This is a genomic window from Thermomonospora echinospora (assembly GCF_900108175.1).
GTDB lineage: Bacteria > Actinomycetota > Actinomycetes > Streptosporangiales > Streptosporangiaceae > Thermomonospora > Thermomonospora echinospora.
On sequence record NZ_FNVO01000003.1, the window covers coordinates 29,809 to 55,205 of the forward strand.

19 protein-coding genes are annotated in these 25,397 nt (G+C 75.0%); 10 read left to right on the plus strand and 9 right to left on the minus strand.

Going from position 1 to position 25,397, the window contains the following annotated elements; all coding sequences use genetic code 11:
• Positions 1 to 11 precede the first annotated feature (11 nt).
• The 3 genes from C4U03_RS07745 to C4U03_RS07755 are packed head-to-tail and all read left to right on the plus strand — an operon-like array spanning position 12 to position 5,501.
• Complete coding sequence (locus tag C4U03_RS07745) at positions 12 to 1,334, plus strand: TRAFAC clade GTPase domain-containing protein (protein WP_235017707.1); 1,323 nt, start codon at positions 12 to 14, stop codon at positions 1,332 to 1,334.
• A 3-nt stretch (positions 1,335 to 1,337) separates the two neighbouring features.
• Positions 1,338 to 3,713, plus strand: a complete 2,376-nt coding sequence (locus C4U03_RS07750; protein WP_103937009.1) for a GAP1-N2 domain-containing protein — start codon at positions 1,338 to 1,340, stop codon at positions 3,711 to 3,713.
• 3 nt (positions 3,714 to 3,716) lie between these two features.
• On the plus strand, positions 3,717 to 5,501 hold the full coding sequence (locus tag C4U03_RS07755) for a TRAFAC clade GTPase domain-containing protein (protein WP_103937010.1): 1,785 nt from the start codon (positions 3,717 to 3,719) through the stop codon (positions 5,499 to 5,501).
• Between the two features lie 22 nt (positions 5,502 to 5,523).
• Here the strand turns inward: C4U03_RS07755 and C4U03_RS07760 are convergent, their stop codons facing one another.
• The gene (locus C4U03_RS07760) at positions 5,524 to 6,141 is read right to left on the minus strand and encodes a TetR/AcrR family transcriptional regulator (protein ID WP_103937011.1); all 618 of its coding nucleotides are present in this window, start codon (positions 6,139 to 6,141) and stop codon (positions 5,524 to 5,526) included.
• 91 nt (positions 6,142 to 6,232) lie between these two features.
• Between C4U03_RS07760 and C4U03_RS07765 the strand changes: the two genes are divergently transcribed.
• On the plus strand, positions 6,233 to 7,213 hold the full coding sequence (locus tag C4U03_RS07765) for a phosphotriesterase family protein (RefSeq protein ID WP_200827122.1): 981 nt from the start codon (positions 6,233 to 6,235) through the stop codon (positions 7,211 to 7,213).
• On the opposite strand, the gene C4U03_RS07770 is transcribed toward C4U03_RS07765, so the two are convergent.
• Together C4U03_RS07770 and C4U03_RS07775 are read right to left on the minus strand one after the other, a co-directional pair.
• Positions 7,210 to 8,307, minus strand: coding sequence for a DNA glycosylase AlkZ-like family protein (locus C4U03_RS07770; RefSeq protein WP_200827123.1), 1,098 nt, complete (start codon positions 8,305 to 8,307; stop codon positions 7,210 to 7,212). The two genes, C4U03_RS07765 and C4U03_RS07770, sit on opposite strands and share 4 nt — an antisense overlap.
• A gap of 41 nt (positions 8,308 to 8,348) precedes the next feature.
• The gene (locus C4U03_RS07775; protein WP_103937013.1) at positions 8,349 to 8,837 is read right to left on the minus strand and encodes an Lrp/AsnC family transcriptional regulator; all 489 of its coding nucleotides are present in this window, start codon (positions 8,835 to 8,837) and stop codon (positions 8,349 to 8,351) included.
• A 118-nt stretch (positions 8,838 to 8,955) separates the two neighbouring features.
• Here C4U03_RS07775 and C4U03_RS07780 point away from each other — a divergent pair, with 118 nt between their 5' ends.
• The 3 genes from C4U03_RS07780 to C4U03_RS07790 all read left to right on the plus strand — a co-directional run bounded on the left by C4U03_RS07780 (position 8,956) and on the right by C4U03_RS07790 (position 12,419).
• Positions 8,956 to 9,429, plus strand: coding sequence for a DUF2000 domain-containing protein (locus C4U03_RS07780; protein ID WP_103937014.1), 474 nt, complete (start codon positions 8,956 to 8,958; stop codon positions 9,427 to 9,429).
• 79 nt (positions 9,430 to 9,508) lie between these two features.
• Positions 9,509 to 11,776: an FdhF/YdeP family oxidoreductase gene (locus tag C4U03_RS07785; protein WP_103937015.1), complete on the plus strand. Its 2,268-nt coding sequence runs from the start codon at positions 9,509 to 9,511 to the stop codon at positions 11,774 to 11,776.
• A 19-nt stretch (positions 11,777 to 11,795) separates the two neighbouring features.
• Complete coding sequence (locus tag C4U03_RS07790) at positions 11,796 to 12,419, plus strand: DUF1707 SHOCT-like domain-containing protein (RefSeq protein ID WP_103937016.1); 624 nt, start codon at positions 11,796 to 11,798, stop codon at positions 12,417 to 12,419.
• Positions 12,420 to 12,458: 39 nt separating this feature from the next.
• Here the strand turns inward: C4U03_RS07790 and C4U03_RS07795 are convergent, their stop codons facing one another.
• The 6 genes from C4U03_RS07795 to C4U03_RS07820 form a co-directional block, all read right to left on the minus strand.
• Positions 12,459 to 13,028 (minus strand): DivIVA domain-containing protein, encoded by a 570-nt coding sequence (locus tag C4U03_RS07795; protein WP_103937017.1) that lies wholly within the window; start codon positions 13,026 to 13,028, stop codon positions 12,459 to 12,461.
• A 175-nt stretch (positions 13,029 to 13,203) separates the two neighbouring features.
• A complete protein-coding gene (locus C4U03_RS07800) occupies positions 13,204 to 17,733 on the minus strand; it encodes a cation-translocating P-type ATPase (protein WP_200827124.1) in 4,530 nt (1,509 codons plus the stop codon).
• A gap of 89 nt (positions 17,734 to 17,822) precedes the next feature.
• The gene (locus C4U03_RS07805) at positions 17,823 to 19,646 is read right to left on the minus strand and encodes a carboxyl transferase domain-containing protein (protein ID WP_235017708.1); all 1,824 of its coding nucleotides are present in this window, start codon (positions 19,644 to 19,646) and stop codon (positions 17,823 to 17,825) included.
• A 40-nt stretch (positions 19,647 to 19,686) separates the two neighbouring features.
• Positions 19,687 to 20,895 carry an acetyl-CoA C-acetyltransferase gene (locus C4U03_RS07810; protein WP_103937019.1) on the minus strand — a complete coding sequence of 403 codons (1,209 nt, stop codon included), beginning with the start codon at positions 20,893 to 20,895 and terminating at the stop codon, positions 19,687 to 19,689.
• 226 nt (positions 20,896 to 21,121) lie between these two features.
• Complete coding sequence (locus C4U03_RS07815) at positions 21,122 to 22,330, minus strand: CaiB/BaiF CoA transferase family protein (protein ID WP_103937020.1); 1,209 nt, start codon at positions 22,328 to 22,330, stop codon at positions 21,122 to 21,124.
• A gap of 128 nt (positions 22,331 to 22,458) precedes the next feature.
• Positions 22,459 to 23,127, minus strand: a complete 669-nt coding sequence (locus C4U03_RS07820; RefSeq protein WP_103937021.1) for a response regulator transcription factor — start codon at positions 23,125 to 23,127, stop codon at positions 22,459 to 22,461.
• A gap of 425 nt (positions 23,128 to 23,552) precedes the next feature.
• Here C4U03_RS07820 and C4U03_RS07825 point away from each other — a divergent pair, with 425 nt between their 5' ends.
• The 3 genes from C4U03_RS07825 (at position 23,553) to C4U03_RS07835 (ending at position 25,391) form a co-directional block, all read left to right on the plus strand.
• A complete protein-coding gene (locus C4U03_RS07825) occupies positions 23,553 to 23,723 on the plus strand; it encodes a Flp family type IVb pilin (RefSeq protein WP_200827125.1) in 171 nt (56 codons plus the stop codon).
• An 82-nt stretch (positions 23,724 to 23,805) separates the two neighbouring features.
• Entirely contained in the window at positions 23,806 to 24,228 is a 423-nt protein-coding gene (locus C4U03_RS41060) for a TadE/TadG family type IV pilus assembly protein (RefSeq protein WP_200827126.1), read from the plus strand.
• 56 nt (positions 24,229 to 24,284) lie between these two features.
• The gene (locus tag C4U03_RS07835) at positions 24,285 to 25,391 is read left to right on the plus strand and encodes a Tad domain-containing protein (RefSeq protein ID WP_327372396.1); all 1,107 of its coding nucleotides are present in this window, start codon (positions 24,285 to 24,287) and stop codon (positions 25,389 to 25,391) included.
• Positions 25,392 to 25,397 lie beyond the last annotated feature (6 nt).

The following is a 25,397-nucleotide window of genomic DNA, read 5'->3' on the forward strand; positions in this document are numbered from 1 at the left end:
AGCCTGCTGACGTGGGCAGGGGCAGACTGTCGCGGGCCTCGGGCCCGCCCCTGGGCAGGATCGGCATCCCCGGCCTGCGCGGCGGGGAGGACGTCGGCTGCCCGTACTGCTTCGCCAGGGTGCCCGTCCAGCGGATCGAGTTCCGCTGCGTGGGCCGGGCGGGCCGGGCGCCGGGCTGCGCGCCCGAGCTGGACGAGCGGCTGGCGGAGTATCTCGGCTCGACGGCGGGGGCGTCGCTGCCACCGGTGTTCGCGGCGCCCGGCCGCGGCGGCCGGGCCGACTGCCCCCGGTGCGGGCGGACGACCGGGCGTCGGGTGTGCCCGCACTGCCACAATCCGCTGCCCTCGGCGTACTGCGAGGCCCCCGGCAGGATCGTCGCGCTGGTGGGGGCGAAGAACGCCGGCAAGAGCACCTACATCGCGGTGCTGCTGCACGAGCTGATGAACCGGGTCGGCACCGAGCTGGACGCGTCCCTGGTGGCCTGTGACGACCGCACCATCGACCGGTACAAGCGGGACTTCGCCCGGCCGCTGTACGAGGAGCGGCGGCTGCTGCCGACCACCGCCAGCGCCGCCACCGCCCCTCGCGAGCCGCTGGTCTACCTGCTGACCCGGACCCGGCGGGCGCGGCGCCGCCCGCCGGCCCAGATGGCCAGGCTGGCGCGGCTGGCTGGCCGGGAGCGCACCGAGTCGCTGGCGCTGGTGCTGTTCGACACCGCCGGGGAGGACCTGCGCAGCCGGGAGGTGCGGGACCTGCACCTGCGCTATCTGGAGGCGGCCGACGCGATCGTCTTCCTGGTCGACCCGCTGGAGCTGCCGGGGGCGCGGGCGGCCGTCCGCGACGAGGCGGCGGCGGCCCTGCCGGCGGCGCCGCCCGACCCCGACGGTGAGCCGATCAACGTGATCGCCCGGGTGACCGAGGCGCTGCGGCAGCGGCGGGGCACCCGGCCCGGCGAGCGGCTGCCGGTGCCGGTGGCGGTGGCGCTGACCAAGATCGACGCGCTGGCCCCGGCGCTGGCCCGGCAGTCGGCGCTGCACCGCTCGCGCCCGTCGCCGGGGACGCTGGACCTGGACGACCGGGAGGCGGTCGACGCCCAGGTGCGGGGCCTGCTGCACCAGTGGCAGGCCGGGCAGCTGGATGTGTACCTGCGCCAGCAGTACGCCGAGTACGCGCTGTTCGGGGTCTCGGCGCTGGGCGGGATGCCCAGCGACGGCCGGGTGGGCACCGGCGGGGTCCGGCCGCACCGGGTGGAGGATCCGCTGCTGTGGCTGCTGTACCGGTTCGGGATGCTCGAAGGGACGCGCGGCGCGGTGACCGACGGGAACGGGGGCTGACAGGTGGCCTGGCAGCTGCACTACACCTCGGCCCGCAGCGGGCCGACGGGCCGGTCGGGATTTCAGTTCGTCGCCGAGACCCCGGGCCTGCCGCCGGGGGTGCGGGCGGCGGTGACCCCGTTCATGGCGTACCGGCCGCCGCCGGACGCGCCGCTGTCGCCGAATCCGCAGGAGCTGGAGCGCTTCCCGGTCGCGCTGGCCTACGAGCCGGTGGGCGGGCGGGCGCTGCTGGTGCGGTCGCGCTATCTGGGCCAGGACTACTCCGGGCGGTACGGCAACTTCTTCGCGCACGCCGTGGTGGCCGAGCGGGAGGAGCTGGAGGGGCTGCGGCCGATCGAGCTGTGGCAGGCGGAGATCTGGGCGGAGCGGCCGGGCGAGGGCGAGCTGGCGGCGCTGGAGGACCTGCCGCCCGGCGCCGGGGTCTCCCCCGAGACGCTGGCCGGACGGATGGCCGGCGACGGCTCTCACCGGCTGCTGGTGCGGCTGGTGGACGCGGCGGTGGCGGCGCTGGAGCGGGGGCACGGCCGGCTGGTGCTGGTGTGCGAGGACGCCGAGCCGATCGTGCGGTGGATCGCGGTGTTGTCGTACTCGCTGCCGGCGGCGGCCACGGCACGGCTGTCGTTCACCACTTTCAGCGCCGATCCCGCCGGAGCGCCGCACCGGGTGGTGGGTACCACCCCCGGCGTCTGGTCGGCCGCCCACCACGACGACCCGGCGTTCTTCGTGGGCCCTGACTCCGGCGAGGACTCCACCGGGAGCGAGGACGACGGCGAGGGCGGACGGTTCGCGCGGACGGTGGCGGCCTGCTGGCGCGACCGCGACTTCGCCGGCCTGGACGCGCTCGGCGAGCTGGCCGCCGTCCAGTTCGCCGACGGTGCGGGCGACGGCGGGCTGCGCGGGGCGGACGGGCTGCCGCTGGCGCGGGTACTGGACCGGGCGGCGGCGCTGCTGGCGCTGTGCCGGGGCGAGGAGGGGGTGGCGCCGCAGGAGGAGGCGGCCGCCGCCGAGCTGCTGACCCGGCACGGCGCCCGGGTCCCCGAGTGGGTGTGGACGGAGCTCGTCCCGGCGCTGCCGGGAGTCGGCTTCGACTTGGCGCTGGCGATGCACACGTGGGCGCGGCGGACGAAGGCCGCCGACGTCGCCGACCGGTGCGCGGCGCGCTGCGTGATCCTGGCGCTGGAGGATCCGGCGCTGGCCGCCCGGCTGCCGGAGTGCGAGCTGCCGGACGAGGCCCTGGCGCGGCTGACCCCGCTGGTGGTGCGGGCGCTGGAGCGGGCCGCCGGCCTCACCGAGGTGGGCCGGCTGCTGGCGCTGGCCTCACGGATCGGCGCCGTGCTGCCCGCCGAGGACGTCCGGTCGGCCGCCGCCGGGTGCGCCCGCCGCGGCGCGGGCGACCTGCCCGAGGCGATGGCCGCCGCCCCGGCGCAGTGGCGCGAGCGGCTGGCCGACGGCGTGGTGGCCGGGCTGGCGCAGGTCGACCCGCGCGAACGCGCGGGCCTGCTCACCGACCGGGCCTGCGATCTGCTGCAGGCGCGGGACTGGACACAGGAGCCCGGGGTGGGGCTGACGGTCCTGGCGTCGGTGGGCCGCCGTCACCGGGACCGCCGGGTGGACGTCACCGGAGCGCTGCTGCGGCTGTCGGGCCCGGACGCCGGGGAGGTCGACGCCGTCCTGCGGGAGGTGTGGGCGGTGCCGGCGGCGGCGCAGGAGTGCGGCGCCCTGCTGGACGCCTACGAGGAGCTGGTGCCGCGCTATCCGGCGCTGGCCGCCCTGCCGTCGCGGACGTTCCGGCAGGCCGCGCTGGACGGCGACACGGCACTGGAGGATCCGGTGCTGCTGCGGGTGGCCGGGCAGGTGCTGGCGGCCTTCCCCGAGGGCGAGCGCGCCGAACGGGACGCCTCCGTGCTCATCGCCTACGCCAAGACCGTCGGCGCGGTGAAGGCGGAGGCCGCCGCCGCGGGGCTGGACGCCGTGCACGCCGCCGCGGGGCGGGCGACGGCGGAGCTGTGCGAGGCCGTCTTCGCCGGGGCGGCCCGCCGGCTGGCCCGCCGCGACCCCGGGTTCCGGGCGGCGGTGCTGGCGGGCGTGTCCGCCTCGGTCCGCACCCGGCTGGCCGGGCGCTGGATGGAGCCGCGGGGGCGGGGCCTGTGGGGGCGTTCGGGATTCGGCGCCGCCCAGCGCAACGAGCTGGTCGAGGTCGCGCTGCGGCTGCGGCTGGCCGGCGCGTCCGAGCCCCGGCTGGAGGCGTGGGCGCGCGCCGCCGCCGGCCGGTGGCGGGCGGCCCGGCAGCTGGAGACGTACCTGCGCGACGAGCCCGGCCTGCGCGAGGAGCTGCGCAGGCTGGTCTCCGACGCCCCGGCCGGCCGGCGGGAGGGCTGAGCGATGCCCGCCGTCATGGTCGTCCTGCTCATCGCCTTGTGGCTGGGCGCCATGTGGGTGGGCTTCGTCGTCATCTTCCCGGTGCTGTTCACGCTCACGCTGCTGACCGCTGGGGCCGCCGCGCTCGGGTTCGCCTACCTGCAGGCGTGGCGGACGCTCACCCCGGTCACCGCCAAGGGGCCCTCGCCCGTCCCGGTGCCGGACGTGGCCTACCGGCACTACCTGCTGGACCAGGTGTGGCGTGACTGGTGGGCCGTGGCCCGGGTGGTCGTCCCATGGGCCTGGCAGTCCGCCCGGGCGGTGACGGGGAGGGTCACCCGCACGCTGCTGGGCGGGCTGTGGGGTTACTTCCTGTTCCCGGTGTGGCTGGCGCTGTACGCGGGCATCGCGGTGGCGGCCCTGCCCGCCACGGTCATCGGCGTCGCGCTGACGGCCATCTACGGGATCGTCTCGCTGGTGGGCCTGGGCGGGTGGCTGGGCTGTGTGGCGTTGCTGGGCCTGGTCGAGCGCGCGTTCATGGCGTACGGGCGGATCCTGCAGACCTGCCCGCACCCGTTCTGCTACGAGAAGATCGCGCTGCCGGTGTACGAGTGCCCCGGCTGCGGCACCCGGCACCGGCGGCTGGCCCCCGGCACGGCGGGCGCGTTCCGGCACGTGTGCCGGTGCGGAGCGCGGCTGCCGACCACGATCCCGCTCGGCCGGTACCGGCTGACCGCCTACTGCCCGCACTGCAACGGGCGGCTGCCGGAGCGGATCGGCCGGGTGCGGGTGGAGCCGCTGCCGTTCGTCGGGGGTCCGGCGGCGGGCAAGACGACGTTCATGTTCCTAGCCATCCGGGCGCTGCACGCGCGGGCCCGGTCGGCGCGCGGCAGGCTGGCGTTCGTCGAGCGGCGGCACGCGCAGGCGTACGCGGGCGCGGTGCGGGAGTTCCAGCGCGGGGGGCGGCTGGCCAAGACCGGCCCGGAGCTGCCGCTGGCCACCATGGTGGACGTGGAGCTGCCCGGCGCGGGGCATCGCATCCTCTACCTGTTCGACCCGGCGGGCGAGCACTTCACCGGAGCGACCGAGATGGAGTCGCTGCGCTATCTCGACCACGGAGAGGCACTGCTGTTCGTGGTGGACCCGTTTGCGCTGCCGGCGGTGCGGCGGGCGCTGAGCGAGGACGAGCAGGTCGCGGTGGAACGGGCGGCGCCGTCCTCAGAGGAGGACCCGGCCGACACCCTGCAACGGGTGCTGAACGAGCTGCGCTCGCGCCCGGACCGGGGCCGGCAGCGGCGGGTGGCGGTGGTGCTGACCAAGACGGACCTGCTGCGCAGCACCATGGTCGGCCGCTCGCTGGAGTGCCCGGACGGCCCGTTGCCGGACGGGCCGGACGGGCCGGACGGCGTCGCGGACGCCGGGGGCGCCCGGGTGCGCCGCTGGCTGGACGAGGTGGGGCTGGGCAACGCTATCCGGGCGCTAGACCAGCTGGCGGGGCAGGTCCGTTACTTCGGCTCGGGGCTGGACACCGCCCCGTTCGAGGTGGCGGACCTGCTGGGCTGGGTGACGGGCCTGCCGGCGGACGGGCGGCGGCCCGCCCCCGGCGCGGACGCCCCAGATCCGGCCGACGAGGTGCCCGGAACGGCCCCGCTGCGCGATCCGTGGCCGGTCCGGGGCCGGGAGAACGCGTTGGTCCCCATCGGCTACCAGGCGGGCCGCTGGTCGGTCTTCGCCGGGCTGGTGGTGCTGGGCGTCGCCGCACTGGCCCTGGGCGTCGGTCAGGGCGTGCAGGCCCTGCCCTGGACCTAGCGGGGTGCGGACGGTGCCGCTCTCAGGCCGGGTCGCGGCGGGGTTCCAGGGCGGCCAGTACGAAGTCGGCGACCTCCGCGGCGAAGCGGGCGGCGGACTTGGGGCCGTCGGCCCGGTACCAGCGGGGCATCTCGTTGACCATGCCGAAGACCACCAGGGTCACGGTGTCGGCGGGGGCCACCGGCGCGAACACCCCCTCGCGCTGCCCCCGCTCGACGATCTCACGGAAGGCCACGTGGTAGCGGCGCCGGTCGGCGCGGACGGCGGCCATCCGGGTGCGGTCGAGCCGGTGCATCTCCCGGGAGAAGACCTGGGCCTCGTCGATGTGCTCGGCGGTGGAGGTCACCAGTTCCCCGATGACCGCCCGCACCGTGGCGGGCGGGTCCAGCCCCGCCGCCAGGATCCGTTCCAGGTCGGCCAACTGCCGGGTGATCAGCGAGCGGTAGATCTCGTGCAGCAGGTCCTGCTTGGAGTCGAAGTAGTGGTAGAGGCCGCCCTTGGTGATCTCGGCGCGGTCCACGATCTGCTGCACCGAGGTGCCGTCGAAGCCCCGCTCGGCGAAAAGCCGCACCGCGGCGGCCAGGATGCGCCGCTCCACCCGCGACGTCCGCGCCCCGGCGGGCCGCCCACCACCGGCCATGCGCCCCGTCCTTCCGCCGCTGTTCACCTTTGGCCCCGTCTCCTCTAAGTTTGCCAGGTACCGACCAGTCGGTATCCGAGGAGGACGGGTCTTGACCGCTGTGGAGACCGTGACCGGCGCCGTCGACGTCGCCGAGCTGGGCCGGACGTACATGCACGAGCATGTGTTCGTCCTGTCCAGCGAGCACGTCCAGAACTACGGCGCCGGCGCCTGGTGGGACGAGGAGGAGCGGATCGCCGACGCGGTGACCAAGCTGCGCGGCCTGGTCGCACACGGGGTCACCACGATCGCCGACCCGACGGTGTGGGGGCTGGGCCGCTACATCCCGCGCGTGCGGCGGATCGCCGAGCAGGTCCCCGAGCTCAACATCATCGTGGCCACCGGCCTGTACACCTATGACGACCTGCCGTTCCAGTTCCACTACCGAGGCCCGGACACGCTGCTGGGCGGACCGGACCCGCTGGTGGAGATGTTCACCCGCGACATCGTCGAGGGCATCGCCGACACCGGCGTCAAAGCCGCCTTCCTCAAGTGCTGTGTCGAGGCCCAGGGGCTGACCCCCGGCGTCACCCGCGTCCTGCGCGCGGTGGCCGCCGTCCACCGGGAGACGGGCGCGCCGATCACCGTCCACACCTCCGCCGGCGCGCAGAGCGGGCGCCTGGCGGTCGGCCTGCTCGGCGAGGAGGGCGTGGACCTGTCCAAGGTCGTCATCGGCCACGCGGGCGACAGCAACGACCTGGACTACCTGATGGAGCTGGCCGACACCGGCGCGATCCTCGGGATGGACCGCTTCGGTCTGGACGTCTACAACCCCACCGCCCAGCGGGTGGCCACCGTCGCGGCGCTGTGCGAGCGGGGGTACGCCGACCGGATGGTGCTCAGCCACGACGCCAGCTGCTACATGGACTGGTTCGGCCCCGACCCCGAGTCGCTGCGCGGCATGGTGCCGAACTGGCACTACGAGCACATCGGCGACGACGTCCTGCCCGCGCTGCGTGCGCTCGGTGTCACCGACGCCCAGTTCGACCAGATGCTGGTCGGCAACCCGCGCCGTTACTTCAGCCGTTCCTAAAGGTCTTCCGTCCAGAGGACGCGCACGTCGGCGGCCCCGCGTACGGCCGCCAGGCGTGCGCCCTCCTCCTCGAGGCCGGCGCGGATCCCCGGCGGCACGGGCTCGAACGGCGTGACGGTGACCTCCAGGCGCCGGCCGGCCGTCCGGGCCCGCCAGGTCGCCGTGACCTCCCCGTCGGCGAGCACCACGCCGGGGCTGCTGATCGCGCGCCATACCTCCTTCTGCCGTGCCCGGTCGGGGACCAGCAGGTCGCGGTCGCGGGGTTGCAGGAACGGGTCGTTGGCCGCCAGCAGCCGTACCCCGCGCGGCGGCGGCGCGGCCAGCAGCGCCTCGGCACGGTCAGCGGGCAGGAAGCGCGGCCGTCCGTCCACGCGGACCTCCTGCAACCCGTCGGGCCAGGCGGGCCGGATCGCGGTGGCGGTCGTGCCGAGGAACCTGGCGACGTCCACCGGGGCGGCCGGCCCCAGGAGCCGGAGGTAGGCACCGATCAGGTCGCCGGTCCCTGCCGCCTGTGCCGGCACGCCGGGCGTCCCCTCGACCGGCGCGAGCATCGTGGGCCTGCCGCCCGGCAGCAGTTGCACGCCCGCGGGCAGTCCCACCTGCTGGAACAGCAGACCCGAGATGTGCTGGGCCTGGCAGGTCGGGCACCAGTAGGTCAGCTCCGGGGGAACGCCGTCGCTGACCGCCCGGCTCACCTCCCCCTTGGTCATCGGCCGGGTGACCACCTCGCGCATGACCTGCGCCGCCGACCGGAACGCGGTCAGCCCCATCCCGGCGGCAGCCTTGAGCGGGGCACTGCGCATCCGGGCGGCCGCGTCGGCGTCGCTCAGCGGCCACAGCGCCGCCGCCAGGGCGGGCAGGTCCGCCCGCCGGTGCAGGTGCGGCGCCCCGCGCGTGCTCCAGATCATCACGGTGGAGCCGTCGTCGGGAGGCGTCCACCGGCGCGCGGCCAGCCCCACCGCCGCCGTCCCGGGCGGGGTGTCCTGGACCCCGAGGTCGAGCACGGCGGGCTCCCCCGCCGGTTCCTCGTACAGTTCGTGCGCCGCCACCCGGTATGCCATGACCTGCGTGCGGTCGACTTCGATCGTCGCCATGCCACCCCATCCTGGATCCGGTAGCTGCCATCCTCTGTCAGCTACCGTCCGCGCCGCGGCCGTTCCCGCGCGTCCGGCACGAACGCCTCGACGGGCGTCTTGCGGATGTGGTCGTAGATGATGGAGGTCCGCACGTCGGCGATGTTGCGGTACCGGGAGACGTGGTCGACCACGAAGTCCCGCAGGTGGCCGGTGTCGCGCACGGCCACCTGGACGATGAAGTCGTCGCCGCCGGAGACGACGAAGACGGCCAGGGTCTCCGGCAGGCCGGTCATGTACTCGCGGAAGCCCTCCACCGCCTCCCGGACCTTGGGCTGCAGCCGTACGTTGATCAGCGCCTGCAGCGGCCGGCCCAGTGCGGCCAGGTCGACCTCGGCGTGGAACCCGGTGATCACCCCCCGGCCGCGCAGCGACCGCACCCGCTCCAGGCAGGTGGACGGGGCGATGCCCAGCCGTTCGGCCAGTTCCCGGTTGGTCTGCCTGCCGTCGGTCTGCAACGCCTGCACGATCGCCGCATCAAGTTCGTCCATGACCGCTACCTTCCTCCATGGGCCGAATTAAATTCGGAATCATCGTTTTGAAGTTGAGACTAATGCAGCAATCCTGTCAGTCTCCTGTCAATGCTTCGGAACTCGACGGGAGGAATCCGTGACCGTCTCCGTCCCTACCTGGCTCGGCTCACTTGAGCAGCGGCCCGACCTGCCAACCCGGGAACTGCCCGTCAAATGGGTGATCGTCGCTGACCGGGAACTGCCCCGCGGGCTCCAGGTCAACGCCGCCGCGTGTCTGGCCGCCGCGGTCGGCAAGGCCGCTCCCGACTTGGTCGGTGACGGCGGCGCCGACGCCTCGGGCACCCCGCACACCGGGCTGCCGTGGACCGGCTGCACCGTCCTGGCCGCGACCGCGCCCATCGTCCGGACACTGCGCGCTACCGCCATCGCCGAGCCCGATCTGCTGGTGGCCGACATGGCCTCGATCGCCCAGCGCGTCCGGGTCTACTCCGACTACCTCGACCGGCTGGCCCGCACCGAGGACGAGGACCTGGCCTACTACGCCGTCAGCATCGCCGGCCCTCGCGCCCTGGTCGACCGGCTCACCGGCCGCTTCCCCCTGCTGCGTTAGCCCGACCGCGCCCGATCTTGGGTCGCCGCCGGCCGGCGGGCACAATGAAGGGGTACCACCACGACCCGGGATGTGAGCGATGAGCCGGCGCGCGCCGATCGACGACCCCGGCGATGCCGCCCTGCAGGTCTCGCCGCCCAAGGAGTACGCGGCCGGAGTGCCCGGCGTGACCGCGGCGCTGCGGCAGTCGTGGGACCAGATGGGCGCCCGCCGCACCGCGCTCACCCTGCTGCGGGTCAACCAGAAGAAGGGCTTCGACTGCCCCGGCTGCGCCTGGCCCGAGGGCGATCACCGGCACAGGGCCGAGTTCTGCGAGAACGGCGCCAAGGCGGTGGCCGAGGAGGCCACCAGCCGCCGGGTCACCCGTGAGTTCTTCGCCCGGCACACCATCACCGAGCTGGCCGGGCGTTCGGACCACTGGCTGGGGCAGCAGGGCCGGCTGACCGAGCCGATGCTCAGGCGGGAGGGGGCCGACCACTACGAGCCGGTCTCCTGGGATGAGGCGTTCGGGCTGCTGGCCGAGGAGCTGACCGGGCTGGACTCCCCCGACGAGGCCGCCTTCTACACCTCCGGCCGCACCAGCAACGAGGCGGCGTTCGTCTACCAGTTGCTGGTCCGCGCGTTCGGCACCAACAACCTGCCCGACTGCTCCAACATGTGCCACGAGTCGTCCGGCTCGGCGCTCACCGAGACGATCGGCGTCGGCAAGGGCTCGGTGCTGCTGGAGGACCTCCACCGGGCCGACCTCATCTTCGTCGTCGGGCAGAACCCGGGCACCAACCACCCCCGGATGCTGTCGGCGCTGGAGCGGGCCAAGCGGAACGGTACGCGGATCATCGCGGTCAACCCGCTGCCGGAGGCGGGCCTGATGCGCTTCAAGAACCCGCAGCGCGCCTCGGGGGTGGCCGGCCGCGGCACCGCGCTGGCCGACCGGTTCCTGCAGATCAGGCTGAACGGCGACCTGGCGCTGTTCCAGGCGCTCAACCGGCTGCTGCTGGACGAGGGCGCGATCGACCGGGAATTCCTGGACGCGCACACCGTGGGCCTGCCGGAGCTGACCGGGCACCTGAACGGGCTCGACTGGGACGACGTGCTCGCCGCCACCGGCCTGACCCGCGCGCAGATCGACGCGACGCTGCGGGACGTGCTGGCCGCCGAGCGCATCATCGTGTGCTGGGCGATGGGCCTCACCCAGCACCGCAACTCGGTGCCCACCATCCGCGAGGTGGTCAACTTCCTGCTGCTGCGCGGCAACATCGGCAGGCCGGGCGCGGGCGTGTGCCCGGTGCGGGGCCACTCCAACGTGCAGGGCGACCGGACGATGGGCATCAACGAGCGGCCCTCCCCGGCGTTCCTGGACGCGCTGGCCGCCGAGTTCGGGTTCGAGCCGCCGCGCGAGCACGGGTTGGACACCGTGCGCGCCATCGAGGCGATGCGTGACGGCAAGGTCAAGGTGTTCCTTGGCATGGGCGGCAACTTCGTGCGCGCCACCCCCGACTCGGCGGTGACCGAGGCGGCGATGCGGTCGTGCCGGCTGACCGCGCACGTGTCCACCAAGCTGAACCGCTCCCACACGGTGACCGGGCGGCGGGCGCTGATCCTGCCGGCGCTGGGGCGCACCGAGACGGACGTGCAGGAGTCCGGGCCGCAGTTCGTGTCGGTCGAGGACTCGATGGGCATGGTGCACGCCTCGCGCGGGCGGCTGGCCCCCGCCTCGCCGCACCTGCTGTCGGAGGTGTCCATCGTGTGCCGGCTCGGCCTGGCGATGGGGCTGGTGGGCTTCGACTGGGCGGGGATGGAGCGCGACTACGACGTCATCCGCAACCACATCTCCCGGGTGGTGCCGGGCTTCGCCGACTTCAACCGGCGGATCCGCGAGCCGGGCGGCTTCACTCTGCCGCACGCGCCCCGCGACCGCCGCGAGTTCCCCCTCGCCGGCGGTCGGGCGCGGCTGACGGTCAATGCCCTGGAGGTGCTGCGGGTGCCAGAGGGCCGCCTGCTGCTGCAGACCGTCCGCAGTCACGACCAGTACAACACCACGGTCTACGGGATGGACGACCGCTACCGCGGCATCCGCGGCGGCCGCCGGGTGGTGTTCGTGCACCCCGACGACCTGGCCGCGCTGGGGCTGGCCGACGGCGCCACCGTCGACCTGGTGAGCGAGTGGCACGACGGCGTCGAACGGCGCGCTCCCGGCTTCCGCGCCGTGGCCTACCCGACCGCGCGCGGCTGCGCGGCCGCCTACTTCCCGGAGACCAACGTGCTGGTGCCGTTGGACAGCACCGCCGACATCAGCAACACTCCCACGTCCAAGTCCATCGTCGTCCGGCTCGAAGCCGCGGCTTGATCGCTTTACCGTAGGAGCCATGACCGACCTCCCCGACCGCCGGGTCCCCTCCGATCCGCGCGAGCTGCGGGCCTCCGACGCCGACCGCGAACGGGTGGCCCAGACGCTGCGCGAGGCCGCCGGCGACGGCCGGATCAACCTTGAGGAACTCGAGGAACGGCTGACCGCCGCCTACACCGCCCGCACCTACGGTGAGCTGGAGCCGCTGACCCGCGACCTGCCGATCGGCGCGGCGTCCGGCGCCGGGCACCTGACCGCGCCCGACCAGCGCGTCACCGGCGGCGAGCCCACCTCCCGGATGGGCGTGGCCATCATGAGCGAGTTCAAGCGGTGGGGCCGCTGGACGGCGCCGCGCCGCTTCACCTCCTTCGCGTTCTGGGGCGGCGGAAAAATCGATCTGACCGAGGCGCGGTTCAGCGAGCCGGAGCTGCGCATCAACGCGTTCGCCATCATGGGCGGCATCGACGTCGTCGTCCCCGACGACCTGGACGTCACCGTCCGCGGGTTCGGCATCATGGGGGCGTTCGACGACAAGGCCACCGGTCCCGGCGTCCCCGGCGCGCCCAAGGTGGTGGTCGGCGGCTTCTCCTTCTGGGGCGGCGTGGCGGTCAAGCGCCGCGCCCGCAAGCAGCTCGACGACTGACTCCCGCCCGCCCGAGGGAGTCCCGGACCCGGGTGAGGGTCAGTGCCCGGCCAGCTGCCGCCGGTAGCCCGCCACAGCCTGGTCGACCGCCGCCATGTCGTAGCCGCGCAGTACGACGTCGAAGCCGGGTTCGTTCAGCTCCCACGCCTCCAGCGGGTCGGGGTCGAGCCCGTAGGCGCGCAGGGAGTAGCGGCCGAGGTGGCCCCACAGCCGGGTGATGAACCGGTCGACCTGGTGCCGGTCGTAGCCGCGCCACCGCACCGTGAAGCCGTGCTCGCGGCGGATCTCCTCGCGCAGCTCCGGCGGCAGCTCCGGTCGGGCGGCCGGGCGGTCGCCGAGCACGAAGGCCAGCCCGCCGTCCGGCTCGTCGTCGGGCAGTTCCACGCCCTCCAGCGCGGCCAGCTCCCGGCGGTAGCGGCGCATCGCCCCGTCCACCTCGAAGCGGTCGTAGCCGCGCAGCACGACGTCGAACGTGGTCCAGCCCAGATGCTTGAGCGTGATCGGGGCGCCGCTGAGCGGAGCCCGGCCGAGCGTGCCCTCCAGCTGCGCCACCACATCGTCCACCTGCCGCGGGTCATAGCCGCGCAGGACCATCGAGAACTCCGGCATTCCGGGCACCTCCGCGACGCACCGTATTAAATCCCGGGCACCGCGGCCACCGGGTCTCAAAAGTCCAGCTTCCGGGACGGCCCGGACACCCTCCCGGCGGGCGGCCGCGGCGTATCGGACGGCTCCCCCGCGGACGCGGTCCGCGGACCTGGTGCCGTACCGGGTTCTGGTCCGCTCAGGCGGCACCGGCGGGCTCCTGCTCACGGACCAGCGACAGCGAGCGCAGCAGGCGCGGCGCCACCAGCGAGGCGGCGGCGGCCACGGCGGCGGCGCCGAACACCATCCCCCAGGCAAACGGCCCGAGCGGGGTGCAGCCGAAGAAGTGGCTCACTCCGGGGGTCTCGGTCACCCCGACGAGCACCAGCAGCGAGGCTCCGCAGGTGAGCAGCACCGCCGGGCTGCGCCACCCGGCCTGCAGCGTCTGTACGAGCTGGGTGAACACCAGCGCCGCCAGCGCCATCGTCGACGCGCGCCGCCCGCGCCCGGTCAGCCGTCCGGCGTGCCAGGCCAGGATCGAGCCGAACGCCGTCACCGCGCCGCGCAGCACGATCGCCTCATGCATCGGGTCGGCCAGCGGCCCGCCGCGCCGCGCCGGCGGCGCGGTGACCGTCGCCTCGCCGTCGTGGGAGGGCGGGGCCAGCGCCACGGCCAGCGCGGGCATCATGTCGGTGAGCGTGTTGACCAGCAGGAGCTGCCGGGTCGACAGCGGGGCGCGGCCGCCCAGCGCGGTGCCGTAGACGGTGAAGGCGACCTCCCCCGCGTTCCCGCCGACCAGGATCGACACCGCGTTGCGGACGCTGTCCCACAGGGCCCGGCCCTCCAGCAGCGCGTCCACGATGGCCGGCAGGTCGCCGCCGCGCAGGATCAGGTCGGCGGCCGACTGGGCGGCCCGGGAGTCCCCGGCGGCCAGCCCGATGCCCACGTCGGCCAGCCGGATCGCGGCGGCGTCGTTGGCGCCGTCCCCGGTCATCGCCACGATCCGGCCCGCCCGCTGCAGGGACTGCACGATCCGCACCTTGTGCTCGGGGCTGACCCGGGCGAACACCGAGGTGCGGGCGATCCGGGCGATGCGTTCCTGCTCGCCGAGGCGCTCCAGCTCCGTCCCGGTCAGCACCCGGTCCGGGTCGGGGATGCCCAGCTCGGCGGCGATGGCCTGGGCGGTGGCCGGATGGTCCCCGGTAATCATCACGACCTTGATGCCGGCCCGGCCGAGCCGCTCGACCGCGGCGGGCGCCTCGGGGCGCAGCGTGTCGGCGATGCCGATGAAGCCCACCAGCACCAGCTCGGCGGTCTCGGCCAGCTTCTCGGCCTCGGCCATGTCGGCCTCGTCCGGACGCGCCTCGGCGACCGCCAGCACCCGCAGCCCGTCGCCGGCCAGCCGCCGTACGGTACGGCGCGCCTGCCTGCGGCCCTCGTCGGTCAGCGGACGCGTCTCCCCGCCGGACGCCACCCGGCCGCAGCGCGGCAGCACCACCTCGGGCGCGCCCTTGACGGCGATGAACGGCGTCTCCCCGGTGTCCCCGGCGGCCATCCCGGTCGCGGCCGAGTAGCCGCGGTTGGGCTCGAACGGCGTCTCGTGCACCAGCCGCCAGCCCTCGTCCGCGCCGAGCAGTTCGCGGGCCGCCTCCGCCACCGCCCGGTCGGTGGCGTGCCGCAGCCCGGCGGCGTCCTCGGCGGTGGGGCAGGCGCGCCCTCCGATGGTCAGCAGTCGGCGGCCGAGCGGGGAGCCGGGCTCGGCGTCGGCCTCCGGCCCGGCGAGCCGGACGACCTTCAGCCGCCCCATGGTGAGCGTGCCGGTCTTGTCGAAGCACAGCGTGTCGACCCGGCCCATCGTGCCGAGCGTGCGGGAGGTGCGGACCAGCACGTTGCGGCGCGACAGCCGGCGGGCGGCGGCCAACTGGGCGACGGTCGCCACCAGCGGCAGCCCCTCGGGGACGGCGGCGATCGCCACCGACACCCCCGAGCAGACCGCCTGCCGGACCGACACGCCCCGCAGGAAGGCCAGCGCCCCGACGAGCGCCCCGCTCAGCCCGGCCACCGGCAGCGCCAGCCGGGTCAGCTCGTTCAGCTGGGCCTGCACACCAGCCGGGGCGGCGGCCCGCCCGGCCAGCGCGGCGGCCCGGCCCGCCTGGGTGGCCGTCCCGGTGGCTACCACGACCGCCTGTGCCCGGCCGGTCAGCACCGTGGTGCCCTCGTAGACCATGCAGGACCGCTCGGCGAGGTCGGCGCCGGGCGTGGCCTGCACGGATTTGGGCAGCGGCAGCGATTCCCCGGTCAGGCTGGCCTCGTCCACCTCCAGGTCCTCGGCGACCAGCAGCCGGGCGTCGGCGGGCACCACGTCGGACGGGCCGATCGCGATGATGTCGCCGACGTACAGGTCCTCGGCGGGGATGCGCTCCCAGCCGTCGGCCTCACCGCCGTCCTCCAGCGGGGGCCGCGGGTCGCCGGGCCGCAGCCGCCGGGCCGGCGGACGCTGCCCGAGCAGCAGCCGGCCCAGCGCCCGTTCGGCGCGCATCCGCTGCACCCCGCTGATCACCGCGTTGCCCGCCATCACCCCGCCGACCAGCGCGGCGTCCACCTCGGACCCCACAATCGCGGAGGCCGCGGCGCCCAGTACCAGCACCGGCGTCAGCGGGTCGCGCAGCTCGCGGCCCACGGCGGTGGCCAGATCCAGTACCGCGCGCACCGGGCCGTGCGAGGGTCCCGGCGGGCCGTGCCCCTTCTGGGCGGCGCGCAGCGCGACGTGCTGCGCGCGCAGCTCGGTGGCGCGTTCCAGCGCGGTGTCGGGGTCCAGCGCGTGCCACGGCAGCCGGGGCAGCGGGGCCGGCGCGCGCCGGGTGCTCAGCCGGCGGGCCGTCACCACCCCGCCGGCCATCGCCACCAGGGCCGCGCTGTAGACGGGGGCGAGCATGAACGGGGAGGAGCGGCGCCGCTGGGTGATCACCAGCAGCGTGCCCAGCGCGGCGCCGCCCAGCGCCAGCCGGGCCGACCGCCTGCTGGCCTCGCGGGCGGCGCCGACGGCGGTCAGCAGCCGCCACACCTGTTCCAGCCCCGGGCCGCAGACCAGGTCGGCGCCCCAGCCGCCGGAGCGGTCCGCGGCCGAGGTGCCCAGCACCGCCACCCCCACGTCGGCGGCCAGCGCCGCCTCGGCGTCCCCGGCGGTGACGACCAGCACCCCCGCGCCGGTGGACTGCAGCACCCGCACGTGCTCGGCCAGCGGGGTCGTGGTCGGCAGCGTGTCGTCGGCCAGCGCCAGCAGCTCGGCGGCCGAGGCGTGCTCGGTGAGCAGCACCCGCGCCCCGCTCTCGCGGGCGGCCGCCAGCACGGCGTCGGCCAGCGGATCGAGCCGGCAGCCGACCCGGACCCGGCCGCGCACCCTGCCGTCGGGCTCCACCACCTCCATCCGCAGCCCTCCGGGGTCGGCCGGCGACCCCGGATCGAGCCGTCTCAGCAGGCGGCCGTTGTCGTCGGGGCGCTCGCGCAGCTCGGGGTCGGCGGTCAGCAGCCGGGCGGCGATCCGCCAGACCTCGGGACCGCCGGCGTCCAGGACCTGCAGACCGTCCCCGCACAGCACGGCGGACTCCAGGATGACCGCGCGGATGCGGTCGAACTTCCGGTAGGCCGAGCCCTGCAGCGGGACGACGCCCTGCCGCGACAGTTCCCGGTCGAGCATCGCGGCGAAGCTCTCGCGTCCTATCCGGGCCGCCCTCGGCACTGTGGCCAGCACGATGTCGGCCGCCCTGCCGGGGTCGCGGGTCAGGCCCAGCACCGCCCCGGAGGCGACCAGCGTCGCCGGCGCGGACCGGTTGACGTACTGCTCGATGGGGCCGGGCGCCAGCGGAACGGGCCGGGGAAGGTGCGGCACCGCCTGGTCGGGCAGCCCGCCCTCGCTCAGCTCCCGCTCCCGGCGGCGCCACACCGCACGGCGCTCGGCGAGCTCGGCGAGCAGCAGCGTGCGGTGGAGGGCGTCCACCCCCATCGACCCGGGGTCCTGGGTCAGCCCGTGCACGAGCGCGGTGGTGAGGGTCAGCGCCAGTTCGGTGCCGTGCCGGCCGAGCCTGTCCTCCAGGATCCGCCGCAGGGCCGGCTGCGAGTCCACCAGCGCGACCGCGGCTCGCACGCCGCGCGGCACGCGGGGCCAGTGCAGCAGCCGCCCGGCGACGCCCACCGCGAACGCGGTGCAGTCGGCGGCCAGCATGATCGCCTCGGCGGTGACGGGCGCCCGGGCGGCCGGATGGCCGTATCCGGGCAGGTCCTCCTCGGTCCCCTCGGCGAGCCCGTGGGTCTCCTCCACGGTCCGGACGGCGTCGACGAGTTGGTCCGTGGAGACCGCGCCCTCGTCGAACGAGGCGAGGACCTCCCCGGTGACGGCGTTGACCTCGGCCCAGTTCACGCCCCGTACGCACTGCACGGCCCGGCGCACGGCCTCCTGCGCCCTGCCGTCGCGGCCGGCCCGCAGCCCGCGCACCTCGATGTAGGCGCGGCCCCGGTCGGACCAGACCCGGCGCCGCCTGCGCCGGCCGACCAGGTTGGCCAGTTCGGCGTGCTCGGCCAGGCGCGGCAGGTCCAGGGACCGAGGGCGGGGCACCGGGGGAAGCGGGGGCCGGGGCGGGGCGGGCAGCGCACGGGCGGCGCGCACGGGCAGGGCCACCGCGGTCGCGGCGGCCCTGGGTACCAGCCCAACGGCCGATCGCAGCAGGCCCATCGGCGCATCCTCGTATCCGGCGGCGGCGTACGTTGAAGGCCACTACCCCTCTGACCAGCGACGACACCCGGTCTTTGGCAAGGCGGAGGTCACCAGGCGTCGATGAATCCACGGCCGCCGGGCGGCACCTGCGCCCGGCCGAACGCGGTGCTGATCCAGCGGCGGGTCTCGGCCGGGTCGATCACGTCGTCGATCTCGAAGACGGTCGCCGCGCTGAGCGCCCTGCCCTGTTCGTAGGCCGCCGCCACCAGCCCGTCGAAGGCGGCCTGCCGCTCGGCGGGGTCGGCGATCGCCTCCAGTTCCCGGCGGAACCCCAGCCGGACCGCGCCCTCCAGCCCCATGCCGCCCAGTTCCCCGGTCGGCCAGGCCACCGTGGCGACTGGCACCCGCAGACTGCCGCCGGCCATCGCCTGCGCGCCCAGCCCGTACGCCTTGCGCAAGATCACCGTGCAGATCGGCACCCGCAGGTGGGCGCCCGTCACGAACAGGCGGGCGAAGTGCCGGACGGTGGCGGTCTGCTCGGCGTCCGGGCCGACCATGAACCCGGGGGTGTCGCACAGCGACACTACGGGCAGGCCGTGCGCGTCGCACAGTTGCAGGAAGCGGGCGGTCTTGTCGGCGGCGTCCCGGTCGATGGCGCCGCCCAGGTGGCCGGGGTTGTTGGCGATCAGCCCGAGCGGGCGGCCCTCGATCCGCACCAGCGCGGTGACGACGCCCGCGCCGAAGCCCCGGCGCAGTTCCAGGACCGAGCCGGTGTCGGCGAGCACGTCGATGACCGCCCGCACGTCGTAGGCCCGGCGGCGGTCCTCGGGGACGAGGGAGCGCAGCCGCCGCTGGTCCTGCGCCGTCCACTCCGGTGACGGTCCCTGGAAGTACGCCAGGTAGCGGCGCGCCACCGCGACCGCCTCGGCCTCGTCGGCGACCGGTACGTCCACCACCCCGTTGGGCACCTGCACCGACATCGGCCCGATCTGCTCGGGGGCGAACACCCCGAGCCCGCCGCCCTCGATCATCGCCGGGCCGCCCATGCCGATGTTGGCGTCCGCGGTGGCGATGACGACGTCGCAGCAGCCCAGCAGCGCGGCGTTGCCGGCGAAGCACCGCCCGGCCGCGATGCCCACCAGCGGCACCCGTCCGCTCAGCCGGGCGAACAGGTGGAACGCCATGGTGTCCAGTCCGGAGACGGTGGTGGTGTCGGTGTCCCCCGGCCGGCCCCCGCCGCCCTCGGCGAACAGCACCACCGGCAGCCCCCGCCGGGCCGCCAGCTCGAACATGCGGTCCTTCTTGAGGTGGTTCATCGCGCCCTGGGTGCCGGCCAGGACCGTGTAGTCGTAGGCCATGACCACGGCCTGGTGGCCGTTGACGTCGCCGACCCCGGCCACCAGCCCGTCGGCCGGGGTGCGCTCGATCAGCTCCTCCAGCGGGCGGCGGCGGCGCTGGGCGGCGATGGTCAGCGCGCCGTACTCGGTGAACGTGCCCGGGTCGCACAGGTCCTCGACGTTCTCGCGGGCGGTGCGCCGGCCGGTGCCGTGCCGGCGGGCGACGGCCTCGGGACGGGCGGCGTCCAGCCCGATCTCATGCCGCCGGATCACCTCGGCGAGATCGGCCCTGACCGCCCCGTCGTCGGCCTCCCCCGGCGCCGGGCCCGCCTGCGGCGCGCCGACCTCCGCGGCCCCGACGGCGGCGAACTCCAGGTAGGCGACCGGGTCGCCCTCCGCGACGGTGTCGCCGGGCGCGACCGGCAGCCGCCGTACGACCCCGGCGGCGGGCGCCTCCACGACGTGCTGCATCTTCATCGCCTCGAGCACGACCAGCGGCGCACCGGCCGCCACGGCCGCGCCCTCGCTCGTCTCGACGCTTTCCACCAGGCCGTGCATCGGCGCCGGGACAGGGGTTACGGGGGTGTTCGTCACGCTCGCGGATCCTGCCACAACGAACTCGGGGAGCCGGGGGTCAGGGGGTCACGCGCTCGAAGACGGCGGCCAGGCCCTGCCCGCCGCCGATGCACATCGTCTCCAGCCCGTAGCGGGCCTGGCGGCGCTCCATCTCGTACATGAGCGTGGCCAGGATGCGGCAGCCGGTGGCGCCGACGGGGTGGCCCAGCGAGATGCCCGAGCCGTTGACGTTGAGCCGCTCGAAGTCGCCGGCGCCGAAGCCCCACTCCCGGGTGACGCCGAGCACCTGCGCGGCGAACGCCTCGTTCAGCTCGATGAGGTCGATGTCGGACAGCGCGAGCCCGGCCCGTTCCAGCGCGCGTGCGGTGGCCGGGACGGGGCCGAGTCCCATCAGCTCCGGCGGCACCCCGGCCACCGCCCACGACACCAGCCGGGCGCGGACCCGCAGTCCGAGCCGGTCGGCCTCCTCGCGGGTGGTCACCAGGCAGACCGCGGCGCCGTCGTTCTGGCCGCTGGCGTTGCCCGCGGTGACCGTCGACTCGGGGTCCAGCCTCGTGCGCACGGGCCGCAGCCCGGCCAGACGCTCCAGCGTGGTGTCGGCGCGCGGGTGCTCGTCGCGGTCCACCACGACGGTCTCCTTGCGGCCGGCCACCTCCACGGGGACGAGCTCGTCGTCGAAGCGGCCCTCCTGCTGGGCGGCGACCGCGCGCCGATGGGAGCGCAGCGCCAGTTCGTCCTGCTCCTCGCGGGCGATGCCGTACCGGGCGCGGACGTTCTCGGCGGTCTCCAGCATCCCGCCGGACACCGGGTGGTGCTCGCCACCGGGGGTGACGCGCGCCCGGTCCAGGCGGTCCATCAGCTTGATCTCCGCGCCGGGCCGGCCCCAGCGCAGCCCGGTCGCGTAGTACTCGACCTGGCTCATGCTCTCCGCGCCGCCCGCGATAACGGTGTCGCAGGCGCCGTCGCGCACCATCAGCACGGCGTTGACGACCGCCTGCAGACCGGAGCCGCACCGCCGGTCGACCTGGCTGCCGGGCGTGTCCACCGGCAGCCCGGCGTCCAGCGCGGCCACCCGCCCGATCGCCGGGGCCTCGCCGCTGGGGTAGCACTGGCCGAGGATCACCTCATCGACCCGGTCGGCGCCGGTGCGCTTGAGCAGTTCGGCGATGACCGTCGCGGCCAGCCGCTGCGGCGGGACGTCTTTGAGCGCCCCGCCGAACCTGCCGACGGGAGTACGGACGGGCGAGCAGATGACGACCTCACGCATGCGGCGACCTCCTGACCGAACCACGTTCATCAGAGTCTGCCGTATCGGCCGGGCCCGTCCGGCGGCCGGTGCGGGCACTGTCCGCCCGCCCAGCCCGGCCCCCGTCCGGCTGGGCCGGCGACCATGACGGGGCGCCGGCCGCCCGGCCGGCGCCCCGGGATCCGGGCTCGTCCGCAGCCGGCGGGCGGGGCGACCGTAGACGATCACCGCGCCCACCGGCCGGGCGTCACCCCTGGGCGACCGCGCCCTCGGCCAGCAGTTCGTCCACGTCGGTGAAGCCGAGCCTCTCCAGCACCTCGCGGGTGTGCTCGCCCGGCAGCGCGGGCGGCCCGGCGATCGCGCCCGGAGTCCGGGAGAGGCGGGGCGCGGGCGCCGGCTGCAGGTGCCCGCCCTCCTCCACGAAGACCTCCCGCTCGGTGTTGTAGGGGTGCTCGGCCGCCTCCTTCAGGGACAGCACCGGCGCCACGCAGGCGTCCCCGGGCAGGAAGATCTCCGCCCACTCGTCGCGCGTCCGGGTCCGGAAGGCCTCGGCGAACCGCTCGCGCAGCACCGGCCACCCCGACCGGTCGTGCTGGGAGGGCAGATCGTCGGCGTCCTTGATGCCCAGCAGCCGGATGAACTCGGCGTAGAACTGCGGCTCGATCGCGCCCACCGCCACGTGCCTGCCGTCGGCGGTCTCGTACACGTCGTACCAGGGCGCGCCGGTGTCGAGCATGTTCACCCCGCGCTGGTCGGTCCACAGGCCGCCCGCCAGGAAGCCGTGGATGAACGTCGACAGGTGCGCGGTGCCGTCCACGATCGCGGCGTCCACCACCTGGCCCTGCCCGCTGACCTTGGCCTCCAGCAGGGCGGCGAGCACTCCGACCACCAGGTACATGCTGCCGCCGGCGAAGTCGCCCAGCAGGTTCATCGGCACCTGAGGCGGCCCGCCCGCCCGGCCGATGGCGTGCAGCGTCCCGGTGGTGGCGATGTAGCCGATGTCATGCCCGGCGCTGTGCGCCAGCCGCCCCTGCTGCCCCCAGCCGGTCATCCGCCCGTACACCAGCCTGGGGTTGACGGCCGCGCAGTCGTCGGGGCCGAGCCCGAGCCGCTCGGTCACCCCCGGCCGGAAGCCCTCCAGCAGCACGTCGGCCTGCTCGACCAGGCGCAGCACGACCTGCCTGCCCCGTTCGCTCTTGAGGTCCACCGCGATCGAGCGCTTGCCCCGGTTGGAGAAGTCGGTGCTCCTCGGGTCCAGAGCCGTGTCGGAGCCTCCGGGGCCCATGGCCTTGCCGATGTCCCTCGACTCCGGCGGCAGCACCGCCGAGGGCCGGTCCACCCGGATCACCTCGGCCCCCAGATCGGCCAGCAACATGGCGGCGAACGGCCCCGGCCCGATCCCGGCCAGCTCGATCACCCGCACACCCTTCAGCGGCCCCTGCTTCGACGCGCTCATCCACGCTCCCTTTCGAACGCCGGTGTCACCCGCCCGCGGCTCCACAGAACCACGTTCGGCGACCCCAGTCTGCCCGATCGCGGTAAGCGCTCGCTGACCACCCCGCCGGTGCGATCACCGGCAGGAGGTCAGCAGGAGCCGGCCACGTCCGGCAGTCTCGGGGGTGGGACCGGGAGGTCGTGTCTGACCAGGCCGAGGCGCAGGGCGGCCATGACCGCCTGGGTGCGGTTGGCGGCGCCGAGCTTCTCGTAGAGGCGGGCGGTGTAGGTCTTGGCGGTCGAATGGCTCAGGTGCATGGTGCTGGCGATCGCGGCGATGGAGCGGCCCTCCATGAGCAGGGTCAGGACCTGGCGCTCGCGGGGGCTCAGCAGCCCGCCCGTCCGGCGGCGGGCCAGGGCCCGGGCCAGGCCGGCGGAGGTGAACGAGCCGGGGGCGACCGCGGCGTGCCGGATTGCGGCGGCGATCTCGGCGGCCGGGGCGGTGGTCGTCACGTAGGCCGAGGCGCCGGCGTCCATGGCGGCGAACAGCACCTCGTCGTCCCCGGGCGGGCCCAGCACGACCGCGCCCAGCTCCGGGTCGCGGGCGCGCAGCGCACGGACCAGGCCCAGCCCGTCCCCGTCGGGCAGCCGGGCCGCCACCGTGACCACCTGGGGCGACCGGGCGGCCACCCGGGAGACGGCCTGGGCGAGCGAGCCGGCCTCCCCGACGACCTCGACGTCCGGCTGGCGTTCGGCGATCCACGCCAGCCCGTGGCGGGACAGCGTGTGGGCGTCCACCACCACAACCCGAATGCCCATCGGACCTCCCAGGGGACGACCGGGACCGAGTCCTGCCGGTGGACTCGCAACGGCTCCCGGATCGCGCAAGAGTGGGACTCTGACAGCTGGGACGATTCACAGCAAGACCAGGTTTACCACTGGCAACAAGGATCTATACGCCCAAGTAAGGTCACGGAAGTCAACTCGGGGTCACCGGGCTCACCGGCGGACAAAATGATCATGCCGCGACCATCGGTTCTTCCGCCGCGTGTCGGCCGTTCGGCGGACATGTCGGCCGAACGGGCAGAGTTTTCCGGCCAAAAGACGGCTTAACGCACCGGCGCCGCCCTCACCACTCTTTTTCCCCGCAGGCGAACGTCGCCGCCCGGCCGGTGCGGGGGCCGGATCGGACCGTTCCCAGCTCGAAGGGGCACATACCCATGGTTAACAGAATGATAACGGCATTGGCCGTCCGTCTCCAGGCGGCACGCGACCGGGACGACGCCGGCGTGACGGCCGTGGAGTACGGCCTGATGATCGCGGTCCTGGTGGCGATCATCGTCGCCGCCGCCACCGCCCTCGGCGGCGGCATCACGGCGGCGTTCGACGCCGCGGCCGAAGCGCTCACCCCCTGACCCTCCGGCCGTCGGGCGGACCCGCCCGGTGGCCGCCGGTTCCCGCTCCGCCGATCCGGCCGACCCTCCGGGGGGAGACACGATGCCAAGCCGACGCAGGGCCCGCGGGTTCCCCGGCGGAGCGGGAACGACGCGGGCCCCGTCCACCCGGACCGACCGTGGGGTCGTCGCCGTGGAGATGGCCCTGCTCCTGCCGGTGCTCATCATGCTCATTTTCATGATCATCGACTTCGGCCGCGCGTTCAACGCCCAGTTGCGGCTCAACGAGGCCGCCCGGCAGGGGGTCCGCACCGCGGTGCTGACCCAGCCGCCGGCCGACCCCCAGACCGCGGCGGCCGACATCATGACGACCGCGCTCGGCGGGCTGGCCGTGGCCGACCCCGGCGCGGTCGAGCCCTGCGCCGGGACGGCCGCCCAGGCCAGGGCCACCGTCGTCTACGACTTCCAGGGGACGCTGTTCAACCGGACGCTGATCGGACAGGCGGTCATGCAGTGCCCGACCTGAGACTCCTCCCGCGGGGCCGGTCCCGCGGCCCCCGGGACGAAGGGGTCGTCAGCACCGTGTTCGCCGTGCTGATGAGCAGCCTCGTGGTGGTCGGGATGCTGGCGCTCGTCGTGGACGTCGGCCTGCTCTACGTCGAACGCGAGGAACTGCAGAACGGGGCCGACGCCGGCGTCCTGGCCGCGGCACGCGCCTGCGCGCAGGACGAGGCGTGCACCCCCGCCGCGTTCGTGAACGCGGCCCAGACCTCCGCCGAGCAGAACGCCAGGGACGGCGCGGCATGGGCCATCCTGCGCTGCGCCCGCATCAACGGAGCCGCCGCCGGCCCGTGCCCCCTCGACGACACCCAGCTCACCAGATGCGTCGGCCCGCGACCGGCCGGCGGCAACTTCGTGGAGATCAGGACGCGCACCAGGACCGCCGACGGCGGCACGCTGTTCCCCCCGGTCTTCGGCGCCGCGGTGCTCGGCAGCAGCTACCAGGGCGGCCAGGCGGCCGCCTGCGCCCGCGCCGCCTGGGGACCGCTGGGCGGGCACTCCCACGCGTTCGCGTTCGGCATCGCCGAGTGCGCCTTCGAGGACCTGACCTCCAGCCCGCCGCCCGCCGGCTCGGGATTCGTCCCGGCCGACCGGATCAAGACGGTGACACCGGATCCCGCGCAGCAGGCGCAGGTGCGGCAGCGCGACTGCGCCAACCCCGCGGACCCCGCCCCCGCGACCGGTCCCGGCGCCCTGGCCTGGCTCGGCCCGCCCGGCGGCGACTGCCTCCAGGACCTGCGGGCCGACACCGACGTGGCGGGCATCGAGATCCCGTCCGACTGGACTCCCCCGTCCTGTCAGGCGGAGGGCGGAACGGTGACGCTGGAGACGTTCCTGGCCGACAACCGGCGGCCGCTCCCCGTGCCCGTCTACGACTCGGTCACGCCGGGCGGCGGCGGGAGCCACAGGTACCACATCACGGGCTTCGCCTACTTCCTGCCGACCGGCTACTGGTTCGGGCCGGGGAGCGCCCAGCCCTCCTGGTCGGACGGCGAGGACTGCGACGGGTCGGGCGCGACGTCCGCCGGTCCGTGCCTCATGGGCTTCTTCACCAAGGGAACCGTGGTCGGGGCCGTGGGAACGGGCCCGGACCGCTACGGGCTGAGAGCCATCCAGCTGATCGGATGAAGCACA

Excerpts from the sequence above, each read along its gene's own strand:
- C4U03_RS07815 (WP_103937020.1), bottom strand. The coding sequence starts at position 22,330 with ATGAGCGCGTCGAAGCAGGGGCCGCTGAAGGGTGTGCGGGTGATCGAG.
- C4U03_RS07790 (WP_103937016.1), top strand. The coding sequence starts at position 11,796 with ATGACCGACCTCCCCGACCGCCGGGTCCCCTCCGATCCGCGCGAGCTG.
- C4U03_RS07820 (WP_103937021.1), bottom strand. The coding sequence starts at position 23,127 with ATGGGCATTCGGGTTGTGGTGGTGGACGCCCACACGCTGTCCCGCCAC.
- C4U03_RS07775 (WP_103937013.1), bottom strand. The coding sequence starts at position 8,837 with ATGGACGAACTTGATGCGGCGATCGTGCAGGCGTTGCAGACCGACGGC.
- C4U03_RS07770 (WP_200827123.1), bottom strand. The coding sequence starts at position 8,307 with ATGGCGACGATCGAAGTCGACCGCACGCAGGTCATGGCATACCGGGTG.
- C4U03_RS07785 (WP_103937015.1), top strand. The coding sequence starts at position 9,509 with ATGAGCCGGCGCGCGCCGATCGACGACCCCGGCGATGCCGCCCTGCAG.
- C4U03_RS07795 (WP_103937017.1), bottom strand. The coding sequence starts at position 13,028 with ATGCCGGAGTTCTCGATGGTCCTGCGCGGCTATGACCCGCGGCAGGTG.
- C4U03_RS07760 (WP_103937011.1), bottom strand. The coding sequence starts at position 6,141 with ATGGCCGGTGGTGGGCGGCCCGCCGGGGCGCGGACGTCGCGGGTGGAG.
- C4U03_RS07755 (WP_103937010.1), top strand. The coding sequence starts at position 3,717 with ATGCCCGCCGTCATGGTCGTCCTGCTCATCGCCTTGTGGCTGGGCGCC.
- C4U03_RS07800 (WP_200827124.1), bottom strand. The coding sequence starts at position 17,733 with ATGGGCCTGCTGCGATCGGCCGTTGGGCTGGTACCCAGGGCCGCCGCG.
- C4U03_RS07810 (WP_103937019.1), bottom strand. The coding sequence starts at position 20,895 with ATGCGTGAGGTCGTCATCTGCTCGCCCGTCCGTACTCCCGTCGGCAGG.
- C4U03_RS41060 (WP_200827126.1), top strand. The coding sequence starts at position 23,806 with ATGCCAAGCCGACGCAGGGCCCGCGGGTTCCCCGGCGGAGCGGGAACG.